This window comes from Vibrio sp. R11-SG3-ISO9, assembly GCF_059834255.1.
On record NZ_JCBDGU010000049.1, the window covers coordinates 65,690 to 83,181 of the forward strand.

15 protein-coding genes are annotated in these 17,492 nt (G+C 43.5%); 10 read left to right on the forward strand and 5 right to left on the reverse strand.

The genetic code is table 11. From position 1 onward, the window contains the following. Positions 1–9: 9 nt before the first annotated feature. Positions 10–567 carry a hypothetical protein gene (locus AC6R05_RS17935; RefSeq protein WP_500648200.1) on the reverse strand — a complete coding sequence of 186 codons (558 nt, stop codon included), beginning with the start codon at positions 565–567 and terminating at the stop codon, positions 10–12. A 513-nt stretch (positions 568–1,080) separates the two neighbouring features. On the opposite strand from AC6R05_RS17935, the gene AC6R05_RS17940 reads away from it, so the two are divergent. Further along, positions 1,081–1,767, forward strand: a complete 687-nt coding sequence (locus tag AC6R05_RS17940) for a response regulator transcription factor (protein WP_032550209.1) — start codon at positions 1,081–1,083, stop codon at positions 1,765–1,767. A 31-nt stretch (positions 1,768–1,798) separates the two neighbouring features. Continuing rightward, positions 1,799–3,124 (forward strand): sensor histidine kinase, encoded by a 1,326-nt coding sequence (locus tag AC6R05_RS17945; protein ID WP_500648220.1) that lies wholly within the window; start codon positions 1,799–1,801, stop codon positions 3,122–3,124. Positions 3,125–3,291: 167 nt separating this feature from the next. Here the strand turns inward: AC6R05_RS17945 and AC6R05_RS17950 are convergent, their stop codons facing one another. Beyond that, positions 3,292–3,822, reverse strand: a complete 531-nt coding sequence (locus AC6R05_RS17950) for a GNAT family N-acetyltransferase (RefSeq protein ID WP_500648201.1) — start codon at positions 3,820–3,822, stop codon at positions 3,292–3,294. A gap of 225 nt (positions 3,823–4,047) precedes the next feature. Here AC6R05_RS17950 and AC6R05_RS17955 point away from each other — a divergent pair, with 225 nt between their 5' ends. The 5 genes from AC6R05_RS17955 to AC6R05_RS17975 all read left to right on the forward strand — a co-directional run bounded on the left by AC6R05_RS17955 (position 4,048) and on the right by AC6R05_RS17975 (position 8,704). After that, a complete protein-coding gene (locus tag AC6R05_RS17955) occupies positions 4,048–5,331 on the forward strand; it encodes an HD-GYP domain-containing protein (RefSeq protein WP_500648202.1) in 1,284 nt (427 codons plus the stop codon). Between the two features lie 117 nt (positions 5,332–5,448). Continuing rightward, on the forward strand, positions 5,449–5,775 hold the full coding sequence (locus AC6R05_RS17960) for a hypothetical protein (RefSeq protein ID WP_285465537.1): 327 nt from the start codon (positions 5,449–5,451) through the stop codon (positions 5,773–5,775). A gap of 586 nt (positions 5,776–6,361) precedes the next feature. Then, positions 6,362–7,570 carry a NupC/NupG family nucleoside CNT transporter gene (locus tag AC6R05_RS17965; protein ID WP_032550213.1) on the forward strand — a complete coding sequence of 403 codons (1,209 nt, stop codon included), beginning with the start codon at positions 6,362–6,364 and terminating at the stop codon, positions 7,568–7,570. Between the two features lie 253 nt (positions 7,571–7,823). Continuing rightward, positions 7,824–8,096, forward strand: coding sequence for a hypothetical protein (locus AC6R05_RS17970; protein WP_500648203.1), 273 nt, complete (start codon positions 7,824–7,826; stop codon positions 8,094–8,096). After that, positions 8,096–8,704, forward strand: coding sequence for a class I SAM-dependent methyltransferase (locus tag AC6R05_RS17975; protein ID WP_500648204.1), 609 nt, complete (start codon positions 8,096–8,098; stop codon positions 8,702–8,704). Before AC6R05_RS17970 ends, AC6R05_RS17975 begins: the two co-directional genes overlap by 1 nt. Before the next feature lie 110 nt (positions 8,705–8,814). Here AC6R05_RS17975 and AC6R05_RS17980 read toward each other — a convergent pair whose 3' ends face one another. Continuing rightward, positions 8,815–9,960, reverse strand: a complete 1,146-nt coding sequence (locus AC6R05_RS17980; protein ID WP_500648221.1) for a DUF3541 domain-containing protein — start codon at positions 9,958–9,960, stop codon at positions 8,815–8,817. 312 nt (positions 9,961–10,272) lie between these two features. Between AC6R05_RS17980 and AC6R05_RS17985 the strand changes: the two genes are divergently transcribed. Then, positions 10,273–11,625, forward strand: a complete 1,353-nt coding sequence (locus AC6R05_RS17985; protein WP_500648205.1) for a diguanylate cyclase domain-containing protein — start codon at positions 10,273–10,275, stop codon at positions 11,623–11,625. 150 nt (positions 11,626–11,775) lie between these two features. Beyond that, on the forward strand, positions 11,776–13,374 hold the full coding sequence (locus tag AC6R05_RS17990; protein ID WP_500648206.1) for a DEAD/DEAH box helicase: 1,599 nt from the start codon (positions 11,776–11,778) through the stop codon (positions 13,372–13,374). A 476-nt stretch (positions 13,375–13,850) separates the two neighbouring features. On the opposite strand, the gene AC6R05_RS17995 is transcribed toward AC6R05_RS17990, so the two are convergent. Further along, a complete protein-coding gene (locus tag AC6R05_RS17995) occupies positions 13,851–15,383 on the reverse strand; it encodes a DUF3612 domain-containing protein (RefSeq protein WP_500648207.1) in 1,533 nt (510 codons plus the stop codon). 170 nt (positions 15,384–15,553) lie between these two features. Between AC6R05_RS17995 and AC6R05_RS18000 the strand changes: the two genes are divergently transcribed. Further along, positions 15,554–16,147 carry an aldolase/citrate lyase/malate synthase family protein gene (locus tag AC6R05_RS18000; RefSeq protein ID WP_500648208.1) on the forward strand — a complete coding sequence of 198 codons (594 nt, stop codon included), beginning with the start codon at positions 15,554–15,556 and terminating at the stop codon, positions 16,145–16,147. Positions 16,148–16,341: 194 nt separating this feature from the next. Here AC6R05_RS18000 and AC6R05_RS18005 read toward each other — a convergent pair whose 3' ends face one another. Next, positions 16,342–17,358: a GGDEF domain-containing protein gene (locus AC6R05_RS18005; protein WP_285465543.1), complete on the reverse strand. Its 1,017-nt coding sequence runs from the start codon at positions 17,356–17,358 to the stop codon at positions 16,342–16,344. Positions 17,359–17,492 lie beyond the last annotated feature (134 nt).

Consider the following 17,492-nt stretch of genomic DNA (forward strand, 5'->3'; position numbering starts at 1 on the left):
AGTACTGCTTTATAGGTTTAGTGAACGAATCACTTTGGTAACGTGGCCCTTGTTATTGACCTTGATAACGTAGCCCTTCTTGTCATCAAAAATCTCTCCATCAATAAGGTGCCATTCCCTCTCTTTTTTAATGATCTCTTTCGCGTAGTTTTGGTCGAACATGGAATCATTTGGATAGACGGTTTCGATCGCTTCAAACAGAAGTTGAGCCTGGTCTTGGTTAGTCACCTGGAAGCCGCTCTTGATACACAGTTGTAACTCAGGGAGAGGCTGTGTGGTGTATGGTTCAGTCATTGAACCCAACACACCGTCATGGGAGTAAAATTGATAACGTCCAAAACTGCTTTCGCTGCCATCCGGTGATTTGAGTACCGGCGTTGCACTGTAAAACTGGCAGTCAAAAACCATCTTCTGAATAATGCTGCTCTGTTTTACAACCTCTACGTTCATCCAAGATAACACTTGTTTCTCAACCAGTTGAGCTGTCTCATCTGTTTGTGCAGCCATCGCTGAACCGAGAGAGAGTGAGCCAGTAACAAGCAACGCAGCAAAGTATTTTTTGTTCATAGGAAATATCATTCCATTTATGGTTTTGGTGAATAGGTAACTGGCGCCAATACTACTCAATCAATGAGATTAAAAACATAGGGCTAATCGAGTTGTGAGGTTGATTCCACTGCCAAGGCCTACAGGTAATCGTTTCCGATGTATTTTCAAGTCAACTCAGTAGTTATTCTAACTACTATTTACATTTATGTTAGTAATATATAGGGCATAAATGCCCTTGGAAGAATGAATGAACTTTTGGTTTGTTGTAAATGATCGTTATGTAAGAGAGGGTAAGAAAATAAAGGAGATGTAAGTCGAGCACGTTACTATGATGCCAGTTTTATGAATAACATTTAAAGGATATTGGTAAAGGCGCAACAGGGTGCATTTCGCATGCGAAATCGTAAATATAGGTGTACAGAGATGAATACATTGTTTTGCATACTGTAAAATAATGAGTTCGGTTACAGTATTGATGATGTATTCTCAGTCTATATACTGCCCGCGCATTTATAAATACTGGTGATAGGAATGTCAAAAGCGAAAGTGCTCATAATCGAAGATGACCAAGAGATTGCGCGTCTAACTACACTTTATCTGGAAGCTGAAGGCTATGAGGTAGAGGTTGTTGATCAAGGTAACTTGGCGGTACAAGCTATTCGAGATGTCGAGCCAGATTTAGTGCTTTTAGATTTGATGCTACCAGGACTTAGTGGTGCACAAATTTGTCGACAGGCTCGTGAGTTTTACAATGGTATTATCCTCGTATTGACAGCATCGGCTGACGAGATGAGCGAGGTAAGCTTGTTTAAGTTTGGTGCCGATGACTACGTAACAAAGCCGATTCGAGGCCATGCTTTATTGGCTCGCATCGAAGCGCTATTGCGCCGTGCGTCATCTAGTTCTCCATTAGAGAGCAATGAAGAGAAGACATGCGATATTGTGGTTAATACAACAATTCAAAGTGCGACTCTTTATGGTCAGGACTTACAGCTCACTTCTGCTGAGTTCGAGATCTTAAATTTATTAGTGAATAACCTTGGTGAAGTGGTCACGCGAGATCAGTGTTGCCAGCTTTTTCGTGGTATTGACTATGCGTTCAACGATCGCTCAATTGACATGCGAATCTCTGGTTTACGCCGTAAGTTGCGTAACCACGCAAAAGACAAACAACTGATTAGGACGGTAAGAAACAAGGGGTACATGCTTGTTTCGTAAAGATGTAATACGCAAGCTAAGAAATATCTCGATGTTTGCGCGGCTCTATATTGGGATTGTGACGGGGATGATCGCAACGATCTATCTGTTTCTCAGTTTAGGTGAAGGGCACATGCGTCGTACAGAGATTGAAACGTTTCTCAACGACGGAACCTATTTTGTTGAGCAGTATATTCACCAACGCAACCATCCGACATCACTATACAGAGAGCTAGACAAAACAGGCTATCAGCAGTTCTACATTTTTAATCTTCGTCTTATTGAAAACTGGGATAGCCAAGCTCCATGCTCGGATTGCACTCACTTCACGACACTAAATGGTGTGCCGATCTACCTCAGTGATCGCAATCTCTACTCAGCGGTATTTCAGCTTCCTAACTCTAAGTACAGTTTTGTGTTTAGTGAGGTAGGTGACTTTTTCTCCCCAACGATAGAATGGTATGAAGACTCAGAGAGACACTTTCTGATTGCATTGCTCATTGCCGTCATTATCGCGATTGGGGCGAGCATCTATCTACCAGTGCGCCGCTTTCAAGAACGGATAGAGCTGTTGGTTGAAAAGCAGCAGCAATTTGGCCGAGGTAGACTCAGTACTCGCTCTGATATGGATGATATTCATCCCGTGTCAGAATTAGCTAACAGTTTTAATCTGATGGCGGAGGAGATCGAGAGTAAGGTAAAGCAGAATCATATATTTGCTCAAGCCATTCCTCATGAAGTTCGAACGCCTTTGAGTCGGATTCAACTCGCGACCGATCTATTACGCAGGGGAGCGCCGGCTGAACAGCAAGTTCTGTTCGATGATATCGACGGCTACATTGGCGATATCGACCAGCTTACTTCTGAAATTATTATGCTCTCTAAGTTGAACGTTATCGACAGCGCATACTTCGATTTGATAACTACAAGCTGTGACTTAGTTGATCACTGCTTGGATCGCATTCGCTATTCAAAGATCGAGAATGTTGAGTTTGAGTCGTTGGTTATCAATAGCTTTGCAACCAAGTGCGACTGCACTATGGCGCGATTGGTGCTGGACAATATCCTCAAAAATGCAGGGAATTATACGCGCGATAAAGTTTGGGTGACGCTGGATGAGAACTCCGAGAGCTGGCTGATACAAATCGAAGATAATGGTGATGGAATTCCAGAGGATAAACGCGATGAAGTTATGCTACCTTTTGCTCGTCTTGATCAAAGCCGAACCGCAAAAACGGGAGGCTTTGGCTTAGGGCTTGCGATAGCCAATGCTGCGGCGAGAAAAATGAGATGGCAGCTTAAATTAGAGGACAGCATTCACGGTGGAGCAAAGTTTATTATTATTGTTCCTAAACGTCGGGTAGAGAGTAGTTCTTAATTTAGAGTTAATATTCAAAAGTTAATTCTATTTTAAGTGCTTTTGGAGTTTATTTTATCCGATTAATGACAGGTTTTCGTGCTTGGTATTAATATTTCAATTCCAATGACAAAAAAGGAGGGGACATATTTACCTCTCCTCATACTCTAATTCTACAAACCTGTTTACTATTTGCGCGTTAAACCATAAATAGCATGGTCGACAATTCGTCCATTTAAGTTTTCGCCTCGAGTAATGATTCCCTCAAGCTTACATCCAAGTCGCTCACAAACAGCTCGACTAGCGATGTTCTCGACTGCTGCTGAGATCTCCACTTTCTCCATATCTAACTCGTCAAACGCTATCTGAGTGAGCTTGCGGACGACTTGCGTGACAATGCCTTTCCCTTGTTGAGGCTCTGATAGCCAATAACCTATCGTTACCTTTTTTAGATTGTGGCAGATCGTGTTGAAGCTACAATTTCCGACGATGTTATCTTGATAAACAATCGCGCAAGTCATGCTTTTGCCCTCGGCATAGTCGTGGAGCGAGCGTTGGATAAATATACGAAAGTCTTGTTCAGTTTTACAATGAGGTGGCCAAGCGAGCCATTGGCTTAAATAATCAGTTTGTGCTGATACCAGCTCTGCATAATGAGAAGCAAAACTTTCTTGTACTAGTGCAATAGAAATATCGTCGTTGATTTTTATTTTAAACATCGTGTCCTCATTAACAGCATCAAGGTCATTATACTTTGGTACTAGTTTGCTCTTTATATCGTTATCTGTCTAATTTTTATGCAAACTGTGGCACGCAAAGTTCGTTATACGTTATTCATGTCACGAAACTCAATAAACCTTACATAATTTGTGACTATATACTCAAGTAATCGATTAGTATTGGCCTCCAATAAATATAAAAACGATAAAAACTAGGCTTAATTGATGAATTTGTACTGCCAGAACGTGACGGTAGATTTGCGCAAAGCGCTATTTGGTATTGCTAAGGCTCTGGATAATGTCGGTTTCGAGAGCAAGCACCATGGGCAAAGAGTCGGGTACATCGCGTATCGATGTGCACTGAGTGTAGGTTGGGAAGAAGAGCAAGCCCAACTCGCATTTTCACTTGGACTGATCCACGATTGTGGTGTGTCTCAGATAGATGAACAGCTCAGCCTTATCGCTGGCTTCATCCCAGACTCGACGCATCACCACTGTAAGAAGGGTTATCAGATACTCAAAGAGTGTCCAGTACTCTCTATCTTTGCTAAACCTGTGTTGTATCACCATACACCGTGGAATGAACTGAAAGATTTACCGGTTAGTCAGCTAGAGAAAGAGCTAGCAGCTGTTGTCATGCTTGCTGATCGAGTTGACTACCTATGTGGTGTCGCATCGGCTGACCGCTTCGGTAACCTCACTCCTGCCGGCAAGGCGTACATTATTGAACGCTTAACTGAACAAGCAGACCTTCTGTTCGAAACTAACCTTGTTCAACATATGTGTGAGTTGGTCGATACCGATGATTTCTGGTTCTCTATGGATGTGTCATACATCCAGATCATGAGCGATAGGTTTAAACCAGTCCCGTTCTTTTCTCAGCAGATGTCACTAGATGAGACGGTCGCTTTCGCGGAGTTCATTGCTAACGTAGTTGATGCCAAGAGCTCTTTTACGTTTAAGCACTCATTGAAAGTAGGGCAGTTATCAGAGTATCTGGGTAAGCAGTTAGGCTACTCCTATACAACACAGAGAAAGCTCTATTTGGCCGGGCTCGTCCACGATATTGGCAAATTGCAAACGCCACGAGAGATCCTACATAAGCCAGGAGCACTTACTCCTGAGGAATACTGCTGTATTAAACGCCATGCGACAGATTCGCGCTTTGCTCTGCATGAGCTATTTAGTTCGCCACAAATCTGCGAGTGGGCGTCTAACCACCATGAGCGCCTAGATGGCTCGGGCTATCCCATGGGGAAAACGGCAGAGCAGCTCGATAAACCAAGTCGGATTGTTGCAGTTGTTGATGTATTTCAAGCGTTGACTCAGTCTCGTCCTTATCGTCCAGGAATGAGCTTAGAACAAACGTTGGCGATATTGGATGATCATGTGCAGAACCACAAACTCGACGCTGAAGTATTCAGCTGCTTGAAAAAACACGCGCAATACTGCTTTGAGTTGTCGACTGACAAGTGCAGTGATGCACAGGCCACCGCAACTGAATATTAGTCTAGCGCGACGATGTTTTTCCGCACGCCTTACATATAAAAGTCTGTTCTTACAGCGGCTTACAGCTATTGCTGCTCTTTGATGGTAATCTTTACTATTCAGTTTAGGAGAGGTGTTGTGTTGAATAAAACATTGCTTGTGTTGTTGGCTCTATTGATGAGTGCGGTATGGGTTTCATTCTCTGACGAGCTGGGGCAACTCGTCGATCGCCCGAAGAATGTCGATTACACAAAACTTGAACAGCTTGTAGAGAAGAAAACGACCCGACAGGAAGTGATTGAGTTGTTGGGTGAACCGAAACAAAAGCTCAATAAAGAGTATTCGGTCTCCTATCTGTATGAATACAGTGATCAACTTATCGCTCTGACCTTTCATGAGGATGTGTTGTTGTTCGAAGAAAGAGCTGAAAACGATGGCCGCTATGACTTTAAGTTGGTTAAGTAAATTAAGTTGGTTAAGTAAAGAGCCAAATTGGTTAAATAGCGGACCTGCTGGTTAAATGATGGAACATGAAAGTTGGAACAAATCGCGTAAAAACACAACGTGGACGTTATAAAGTCACGTTCTGCTACTTAATTATAGTTATTGGGATTGTTTTAATTCGTTGGACCTATGTGCCCTAATACGTATTCCTAAGAGAAGCGACAGTGAAAATTGTCGCTTTTTTTATTTCTGTTTTCCAATAAATCCCATCAAATTTGAGCGAATTGATGCATCTTTGACCGCGCGATCGTTTGCTTTTAAAAATGTGATGAAAGTCTCATTAAGTTGTTTATACTTCTCTTCCGGTTTTAAGCCGGTGCTTAGCCAATACAAGCCGTCACATGGATATGTGAATGACCCCACGGACCGGACCAGCTGCGTTCCACTGCTTGTATAAGGTGATCTTACATGAACAATTCGTTGTTACATTCGTTAACGTTGTTAACGCCCTCTTCGCGTAGCGTATTGCTTGCGATTCTTTGTCCTTTTCCTTTTATGTCATTCGCTTGGCTCATGTTCACTCTTTAAGGATTTCTAGGACAATTTTATGAATATTTTATTTGGTTTTGTTGGTGTTTTCGCACTAATTGCTTGCGCGTACCTGCTATCTGAAAGCCGTTCGGCGATCAACTGGAAAACGGTAATCCGTGCTTTTCTACTTCAAATTAGCTTTGCTGCACTAGTGCTGTATTTCCCTTGGGGGCAAATGGCATTAACTAGCTTAAGTAGCGGTGTATCAAGCTTGCTTGGTTTTGCAGATGCGGGTATCTCATTCCTGTTTGGTGGCCTTGCTACTGAAGGGTTTATTTTCGCAGTGCGTGTACTTCCTATCATTATCTTCTTTAGCGCGCTGATTTCTGCACTTTACTATCTGGGTGTGATGCAGAAAGTGATTCAAGTTCTGGGTGGTGCCGTTCAAAAACTATTAGGTACCAGTAAAGCAGAGTCTTTGGTTGCAACGGGTAACATCTTCCTTTCTCAAGGCGAGTCGCCACTTCTTATTCGTCCTTTCTTAAAATCAATGACTCGTTCAGAGCTATTCGCAGTGATGGCTGGTGGTATGGCATCGGTCGCTGGTAGCGTGTTAGGGGGTTATGCTGGACTTGGTGTTGAACTTAAGTACCTTATTGCAGCAAGCTTCATGGCCGCGCCGGGTAGTCTTTTAATGGCTAAAATCATCGTGCCAGAGCTGGGCACACCGAGTGACTACGATAATATTGAGCTGGACAAGGCTGATCAGAGCAACGTCATTGACGCGTTAGCGAGTGGCGCAATGAACGGTATGAAGGTCGCTGTTGCTGTTGGTACTATGCTGATTGCTTTCGTCAGTGTTATTGCAATGGTCAATACAGGCCTTGAGAGCCTAGGTGAAACCGTTGGCTTTACCGGTATTACGTTACAAGCTGTATTTGGCTACCTATTCTCACCATTGGCTTGGGTTATCGGTATTCCAAGCGATGAAGTGCTAATGGCAGGCTCTTACATTGGTCAGAAGATCATTATGAATGAGTTTGTTGCTTTCATCGATTTCGTCGAGAACAAAGCGTTACTTTCAGAACACAGCCAAGTGATCATCACTTTTGCATTGTGCGGCTTTGCGAACATCGGTTCTATTGCGATCCAGTTAGGTTCTATCGGTGTTATCGCTCCTGAGCGTCGTGCTGAGGTGGCAAACCTTGGTCTTAAAGCGGTTGCAGCAGGCACATTGGCTAACCTAATGAGCGCATGCTTGGCGGGTATCTTTATCTTGCTTTAACCTGCGGTTACTCTTTCTCTCAGTTGACGCCTTTATGACAATGCGAGAGCAGTAGAGTAGAACCATATATGTATTTAACGGGCACTTGGGGCTTTTCTCCCTAAGTGCCCGTTTTTTGTTTTCGTGTTGATTGTTCTGGAAAACTCAGTATCGCTCGTTAGGGGAATAGTGGGGTGAATCTATCTCGTATATACTTCTATGGTGCGTCATCCCCAAAGCATTGTTTTATCGCGTTATTTAAGAAAGGCTTTTTATGAAAACAAGAGTATGTATTGGTTTGCTGGTTGCTATTTCATTAGTCTCCGCTCTGATTTTTTTGTTGGCAGGTGATAGCCACTTTCCAGTGACGCAATGGCCGAAAGAAGCGTATCTAGGCTTGGTATTTAGTGTTGTTTGGGGAGGCGGCGTGATAGCGAGTGTTGCTTACGTTTTCTCCGCGATGGTTTTTGTCACGGTAGCGGTGGTGGGTTATGCCATTGGTTACAAGATCGGTAGTTACTTACCGACCTCTAGCGATACGAAATAATGCACTGGTTCGATAGACTCCGAATATATTGGTACCACCGGAAGCAGTCGAAGCGCTGGCCCAAAGATGGCGCGCGTTCTCTCGGTTGGACCGACCGAGATTCACAACATGCTCGTTTTTCTGCGATTGCTAGTAATGTCGAGTTTGATGGACAGACTGTACTTGATCTTGGTTGCGGTTATGGCGATTTGTATCCGTTCTTGACGGCACAATACTCGATACCTTTTTATCTTGGGGTTGAGCAGCAAGCGGCGTTTTATCAGCAGGCGAAAGAGCGATATCAAAATGCAACCTGTTCCTTTACACGTGGCGATATAAGCACGATTTCTTTGAAGCCATATGATGTGGTTGTGGCGAGCGGCTCTTTGAATTACGCATCTAAAAACGAACACTATCTGACTTCAATGATCACAAGAATGTATGCGTTAGCGAACAAAACGGTGGTGTTTAATTTGTTAGACAAACATTACTATCCAGCTCGCCAACTGCTCGTCAGCTACCACCCACAAGGGGTTTATCGATTTTGCAAAACGCTCTGTGAAGATGTCACGCTGATCGACGGTTATTGCGATGGTGATTTTACGATTGTAATGAACAAAGCGAAGTGAACCGTTAGCGGAAGTAACGGAAAAATAGTCACCCAATGAAATAAACCCAAGCAGAGAATGTTTGGGTTTGTTGTATAGACTTGAGTATTGAGCAACTGTAATTCGAGTCCTTAGTGTGGCATGTTCTCCACTAAACCATAAGGCAGACTTTTGAATACTTCCGGATGCTTTTGGAAGGTTGGCGCCTCATTCACTTGTTGCCAATCGAGCAGCATAATCGCCAGTACATTTCGGTGCTCACCATACTCTAAATCAAAATCACCTGTAATGGATGGAATCATACCTTGCTGTTTGTCGATAGACGCTTGTATTGCCAGACGAGTCTTCTCTACAACTGGATCATCTTCTAAGCCTGCTAATAAGAAGGTTAAACCAACCTCGGCTATCACATCTTCCTTGGCACGTAACAGTATTGTGTCGATATTTTCACGAAAGTAATCGTAGATCCATTGGTGCTCTTTTTCACTGACTTGATGTTGGTAGTACTCTGAATCACCAAAAATGATGTGTGTCATCCCGTAGATTTTATTACCAAACTGTTGTGTCGAGAGCTTCTTGTCCTGATTGTCAGGGTAAGCGGATTTGAATGTCTCGACGAAATCATCAACCACATCTTGTTCACCTAACTGACGCAGCCAGTACACTTGATTTGCTAGCTGTGCAGCCCAAGCTTTTACCATCTCTTCGTTGGTTGCGTACTTAGAAAAATCGTAGCGGCGGATAACTTCTCTTAGTTTGGCATCGTTTTTATGTTCTAACCCGTACTCGTTAGCGCGAGCCATTGAGCCGAGCAGATCAACCCCTAAGAACAGATACTCTGGCATGTGCTTAGTGATGTTGTAGCGACGAACACTGCGCTCATCTTCTTCATCAACATACGACGCAATGCGCTTTTCTGAGTAGAGAACAATTTGTTCTTGGGTATAAACCTCATTAGAAAGTCTGCTCAGTTTACTGGCAACACGTGCCATGTCACTCCAAACTGCGGCAGCATATTTTTCATCTTGGGTTTGTCGGAACATACGAACGCCATAGTGTCCCTCTTTAAATGCAGGCAGCGTATAAAGTTGGCTTTCGTAAGTATTTCGAATGATATCAGCAGAAGCTTTGAAGTTTTGTTGTTGCGATGAGTTGAGTTTGCTTTGGGCTGTATTTTGTTGCGTTGTATTCTCAGCTTTTGCATTAGAGTGCGCATAGGCGCCAGCAATAGCGGAGGTCGATAGCAAAATACAGAGTGTTATTGTTTTTAGCTTCATATCAAAGTTATCGAGCAGAGGGATAGAGCTCAAAAATAGCACTGAGCTATATAATGAATGTAAGTGTTTGGTCAGCTTGTTGTTATTTTTATAGCTCAAGAAAACCATTTAAAGCAAAGTGATAACCCCAATAAATGTTTATTGGTGATGAAAAGCTCACTATTCGCATGTCGTTTTTACAAGTTATAGATTTTTGGCCTGTTAACTGCATACTATGAGATAAACTAAAGCAAAAAGTAGTGATTGATGTTTATTGAGCCTCATTTTATAGCAGTAAACATACAAAAATAGACAAAGCAGGGGGAACGAATTATGACGAATCGTTCAAGTAAGCAGTGGTCTGCTAGGATATTATCTTGTTTATTTTTGCTAACGACCATCAGTGCGGTTGAATTTTTTCACCAAAAGCAGATAACTTTCTTAAAGAACGAAGCCTTTGCTGAGGCTCAAAAACAGCTAGCTGTCGTAAGATCACGTATTGAAGCGGTGATTGTGACAGATATGTATCTTCTCAACGGTATGTCCACACAAGTTGCCATTGCCCCGCGAGGCAGTGTTGAAGAGTGGAACAAGATCGCAGACAGTATTATTCAAGACGGTTCGCATATCCAATTGATTGGTTTGGCACAAAATGATGTGCTGAGCTTTGTCTACCCAAGAAAAGGTAATGAAAGCATTTTGGGTATCGACTACCGAGATCACCCAGAACAGTGGCTTTCGATTGTTTTGGCTCGACAACTTGGAAAAACTTTCATCTCTGGCCCCGTAGAACTCTTTCAGGGTGGCTGGGCACTCATTACCCGAACCCCAATCTTTATGGACCCTCCCTTTAATCGAGAGTATTGGGGAGTATCAAGCGCGGTTATCAGTTTAGAATCTTTGTTAAAAGACGCAGGTGCCGAGCAATTGGAGAGCCGCTATCATTTTGCCATCCGAGGTTTCAACAGTGCGGGAAAAGATGGTGATGTTTTCTATGGTGATGAGAGTGTTTTTGAATCCGCATTTGCTACAGAAATGGCGAGCTTCCCATATGGCGGCTGGTTTTTAGCTCTGTCAGGCGAAGATAAGGTGTTGATGGATGTGTCATGGATACGCATCAACATTATGCGTATTATCGGCTATTCCGTACTGCTCTTGCTCTCTCTAGCCTTTTTTACTATCTATCGCCTCTATACTGTCGCTCATGGGCGTGCAATGCACGATGAACTGACGATGTTGCCCAACAGACGTTATTTCATGTACAGCCTCAAAATGGCTTTCAGAGATGCTAAGAATAGTGGTTCAGAACGTTTTGCGGTGATGAATATTGACCTCGATGGCTTTAAATCAATTAATGATACATACGGGCATGCGGCAGGCGATAAGGTACTGGTTGAGGTTTCAAAGCGTATTCGTGCTGTACTACGAAGCTCGGATATCGTGGCGCGAATGGGGGGCGATGAGTTCCTGATTTTACTGCCACGAGTGCATGATGATCAGAACCTACTTTTAATCCGCAGCAAGCTAGAACGAGATATCTGTCTGAGACCCGTAGAGTTCGATGGGCAGGAGATTGCTCTAAATGCCAGTATCGGCTGGGTAGCTTATACAGAAGCGTTTCATGATGTCGATGAGCTACTAAAAGCTGCAGATGAAAAAATGTACCAGAGAAAGCGCGCAAGTTAATACAAGTCGAATTAGAATTTAGTTGCTGAATTGGGTTAAAAGCCTCAGAATACCGCGCTTCGTAACGCGATGTTGGTCACGATTTAGCGTTACACAGCCCATGCGAACCTCGTACTGAGCTTACCTTTTCGTTAACTGAGACATTATTCTATGAGTTTTACCTCCCTAGGCCTTTCTGCTCCTATTCTAAAAGCGATTGAAGCACAAGGTTATGACAAGCCATCACCTATTCAAGAAAAAGCGATTCCAGCCGTTTTGAAGGGAAAGGATGTGATGGCCGCCGCTCAAACTGGTACAGGTAAAACAGCTGGCTTCACGCTCCCTATCCTTGAGCTTCTTTCTAAAGGCCCACGCGTGCGTGCCAATCAAGTACGAGCTTTGGTCTTGACACCGACTCGCGAATTGGCTGCGCAGGTCAACGGAAGTGTTGTGAAATATGGTATCAATCTGCCTTTGAATTCATCGGTGGTATTTGGTGGTGTGAAGCTTAACCCGCAAATGCAGAAGCTGCGCAAAGGAAGCGATGTATTGGTTGCAACACCGGGTCGCTTGCTTGATCTTTATAACCAAAATGCAGTGCGTTTTGATCAGCTAGAAATCTTGGTGTTAGACGAAGCTGACCGAATGCTAGACATGGGTTTCATCCGTGATATTCGCAAGATCTTAGCTTTCCTACCTAAAAAGCGTCAAAACCTACTGTTCTCAGCAACATTCTCAGATGAAATTCGCAGCCTAGCAAAAGGGTTAGTGAACAATCCTGTTGAGATCTCAGTGAATCCAGCAAACTCTACGGCGAAAACGGTAGAGCAGAGTATTTATCCTGTTGACAAGAAAAAGAAAGCGCCAATGTTGGCCAAGCTTATTAAAGATAATGATTGGCAGCAGGTTCTGGTGTTTAGCAAAACAAAACATGGAGCAAACAAACTGGCTCGTTTTCTTGGTGACCAAGGTATTACTGCTGCGCCAATCCACGGCAACAAGAGCCAAGGCGCGCGTACAAAAGCACTAGAAAACTTTAAGACCGGTCAGGTGAGAGTCTTGGTTGCAACGGATATTGCTGCACGTGGTATTGATATTCCTCAACTACCTCAAGTGGTTAACTTCGACCTTCCTCATGTCTCTGAGGACTATGTACACCGTATAGGACGTACAGGCCGTGCTGGTGAGGTGGGTAAGGCTATTTCTTTAGTGTGTGCAGATGAAGCTTCAGAGCTATTTGGTATCGAGCGTCTTATCCAGCAAGTTCTAGAGCGTCGTGAGTTAGAAGGCTTTAGCCCAGTAAACAAATTGCCAGAATCTAAGTTGGATACGCGTCCGATTAAGCCTAAGAAACCGAAAAAGCCTAAGAAGCCAAAGACAGAGCATTCGGATGGCCAACGTTCATCAGATAATGCTCGTGGTCATAAGCCCGTGGGTAAGAACAAACGCCATGCGCCTGGCACAGGCCCTGCACCTAAACGTCAGCCGGATGCAGCTCATAGAGCGCAAGGTGATGATGCTTCTGTTAAGAACAATGGGAGTAACTTTAGGCGTGGCAAAGGCAAGAAGCCGGTGAATGGTACGGGTTCAAACTCGAAGCCTGTAGGTAGCGGAAAGAAGCCATCATCAGCGAAACGCAGCGGTGGCAAATCTAACCAAGCTGGTCAAAGTAAATCGGGTTATGGCTCAAGCTATGGTCCTAAGGGATCAGCAAGTAAATCGAATACAGGTAGTCGCAGCAAGCCAAGAACTGGAGCAAACAACAAGTAATAAGCTCTCAGACGACTTAGTGCTAACCTAACAAACAAGAACGCAAACTGATTTAATCATGTTTGCGTTTTTTTTGGTCCTAAGAAAATAGGCTTTTGTTTTCAATATATTACGTATTACTTATGCTTTATTGGGGTTGTTGGACGTTGAAAAGCCGTTTGAACAGCGTTTATTTACTCTCAGTAATAACAACATAATCACTAGCGTTATTAGTATTGATTGCAAAATGCAATTTCATATTGCAAATCACGAACTCATAAACGACCAATAAGTGTGCTGATGCGTAGTAAAATGGGGCTTTAAAAGTTGGCACGCATAGTGCATTAATATAAATGACCCTTCTTAAGCCGAGGGTCACCTAGCCAACTGACGTTGTTAGTGAACCTTTATTGTTCACACAAAATATATAGCCAATCACGTTTATTGTGGTTGGTTTTTTTTTGCCTGCAATTTCTAAGTTGATGCTTTGGCAATGATTAACTCTCACCACATTTTGAGTAACAGCTCGGCTGACGTGGACACTCTCCACCTCGAGAACAAATGAGTCTTGCCTCTGTTTCTATCCCGCGTTCAATCCAGTTAATGTTTAGAATCTTCGCGATGGTCGTAAGATCCTTCTTGATATTGCGTGGAATAGCGACTGACCCGCCATTGTTTACACAGGAAGCTTTTAGCTGCTCTGCTATTTCTCGTGAATTACCACCTTGCGCATCAATTGCTGGGTTGAGGTCGATGCCTGCACACAATACGCGGTTGTTACCCGCTGGGTCCGTCATATTGATGGATTCGCAACAGTAGATTCGAGGCTCGTCACCCACATTCAGAATTGAAATCTGAGCAGAGCTACCGTCTCTAGGTTCAGATAATCGACGGAAAACTGCCCAGTGCTGACATGGGTCGGCTACCGTTCGCATGTTACCCCATGGAAGTGGGATTCCGTTGCCTCGATATACCGCTTTGAGTTTCCCTGGACCATAAGCATCAAAGTAGTGCCAGTGAGGGTAGGGCGATACTACAGTCATTCTTCGCATCGCAACAGAGGGGGAAACCCCCGCTCTTTGGTGTACGTCGATTTCATAACCAGTTCTGTCCAGTAGTTGTCTGAACGGCACTTTAGGGCAGAGTAGGGCGCCAGCAAAAAAGCTAGACTCAAAGTCTCGCCACGCTTGCAAGATATCTTGAGAGTTAAGCTGTGAAGAAGTTTTGCTTTGGGCATCATCCCAAGTGTTGTTATTGCCCACAGACAACACGCTCTTTAGCCCTTCTTTGCTGTGCAAAATACAGTGGCCAATGTAAACAGCAAGGTCATACTTGAGACGGGTTGGATATTCCTTGAGGATCTCATTGAGATAGATGGTACCAGGAGGCTCAAAGAATGACGTAACTAGCTGTTTTGCGTTTATCCCTAGTTCATCCACCACATCTTGCGGAGTGCGTGTTACCCAGCGAATCTGTATTCCTAACCCACGAGCAATATCGATAAGGTCTTCAACGCTTAAGTTGAGCCGTTTCAGTCCAACCTCTTCGGCTGCACGTTCCAAATCTGGAAAGTGGTTTTGGTTGCTTTCTTGATGCGCTCGAATGAGTAGGTGAGCAAATTGCCGTCCAGAAATGCCCGTTTGTGAGAGCATTTCTGGAATGGCAATCTGAAGAATGTCATTCGAGAATAGGAAACTCGGCTCTAAAGCCATTCCGCTTATTCCACCACGATTGCCCTTGTCGGGGGTTATCGCTTGCTGCTCTGGCTCATCGTCCAAAAACCAAGTGGGATTTTTCTGAAAAACTTCTGCGATTACTTCGAGCATATCAATACTCGGGACGCGTTTCCCTCGCTCAATCATAGAGAGATAAGAGACCGAAGGGGCGTATTCAGGATTCACTCTAATGCAACGCGCAGAGAGATCTTCCATGGTTAAATGGTTGCGTTTCCTTAGGTTACGTATCTTGGTACCCAAGAAATGAGACTGACGAACTAAACTTTTTGACAAGGCCATATTTGTAAAATTCACATTGTAAAATTTTTGTTGTGAAATTGTAGGTAAAAAAACGCTAGTCTACAAACTAAGCAATTCACAAAATGACGAAGAAATTAAACGTTTGTTTGGAATAATTGCTCTAGGACACACATTTGCTATGAAAATCGATGATTTTTCATCGGACTGGTCAAGAGGGAAAGACTATGAATATGCTGACATTCGATAAAACAGAAATCCAAAAACAATCTAAGCCATTTATCGCTGAAGCTGTCTTTGCCGTGGAGACGATCAGTGCAAACCAGCAAGCAGAAAAACAGATTAAAGCAAAACAGCTGCTAGACCGTCTGTTTCCACTAGAGAATGGTTCACATCAAGACGTTACTAGCTATGTAATCGATTACCGTCATATCATGGCATATTTCAAAGATGGTCAACACAGCGGACTTAAACATCCTAAGCAGTTTGTTGCCTACATGGGCGAGAAATGCGACCCAGATTCAATTTTGTTCCGCGATGGAAGTGGTAGCCACCTTGAAGTAATGTTTGGTTGCCATAAAGGAACAGGGCGTATTGAACTGGTCGATATCGATGATATTCAGTTGGAAACTTGTACCACTTTCGGTCAATCCCCAATGGAAGCGACTCAATCCGAACAGCCTGAGACGGCAGCTTTACGTCACTGGATCAGTCTGGTTCAAGGCGATGAGAAAGGTAAGCCTAAGGCGTGTAGTGAAGACAAAGAATTTCGTGCAAAAAGTGGTGAGGATTACTGCTTAAATTACTGCTACAACATTTAAGTGCTCTTAAGTGACACTGACAACGCGAAATGGCTAATCTACGACTGAAAAAACAAAGCCCCGTCTATATTGACGGGGCTTTGTTGATTATTGAGGCAAGCTTACATCGCTTTGGTTGTATACAACAGCTTTTCACTTATAGCTTGAGAGTGATAGTCATTAGAACGACGGTCATTCGAGCAATAGTAATCAGCTTATAATGGCATAACTCGATTTCGCCCTAGAGACTTGGCTTCGTATAAAAGCTTATCAGCACGTTCGATCAATGAATCGGCCGTTTCGTTTGGCTGCAGCTCGGCAACACCGAATGAAGCGGTAATGTTACCCACTTGCTCGCCACTGCGACGATCTTTAATCGAAAGCTTTTCTAGAGAGCGGCGACTCGTATCAGCGATCTGACGTGCGATACGCAATGACTTATTAGGAATGATCATCGCGAACTCTTCGCCACCAAAACGGTAAGCTGAGATACCATCACGACACGCCATCTTGAGTTTACGCGCGATGCCTTTTAAGACCGTATCGCCAAACAAGTGACCGTAAGTATCATTGAAGGTTTTAAAGTGGTCGATATCCAGCAGTACCAAACACAGTGCTTGATCAGATTCGCACAACATCTGCAGGTCTTTATTGAAAGAGCGACGATTATAAAGAGTGGTTAGACTGTCAAAGAGTGCGTCTTTTTGCACCTCTACCAGCTGACTTTTTAGTTTACTGATCTCAGAAGTCGCGGCATTCAGTTGTGAATTCAGAAATTGGGTAGAGTGACGAATATTTTGTGATTCAGATACCAGCTGACGAACAAGAGACATCACCTCATCAATCGACATGCTGTTGTTATCGACTTGGGATAAGTCTTCGAAGCTCTTGTCGATCATTTCAGAGAACGCCGATGTATCGGTCAGTGTGTCGTTCATCGAACTCGATACTTCAGAAACCAACAACTCTAGATTGGCACGCAAATCATTAATGGTGGTTTCGGATTTACTCGCAACGTAGTCGTTGTACAGTTGCTCACCCAGTGCTGGTGGGCAGATACCATAATGTTCTAGCACGCCGTCCATGTCTTTGTTGAGTTGTGGAATGGCGTTGTCTACATAGGTGTACCACAAGGCGTAGTTTGCAGGTGTGGTGGACACTCTATTTTTCATCATAAGTGGCACCGCTTTCTTTAAATTTGCGGTGGATTTCTGAAATTCGTCTTTCTTCATTATTTTACTTGCAGATATATAAACCAGCTAAATCTAACGTGAACTCAAGATTAGCGGATTTTCGCTCTATTTGCTTTAAAAATTATACGATTAATGGATGCGGGTTATATAAATTACCTCATTTTCTGTGGGTT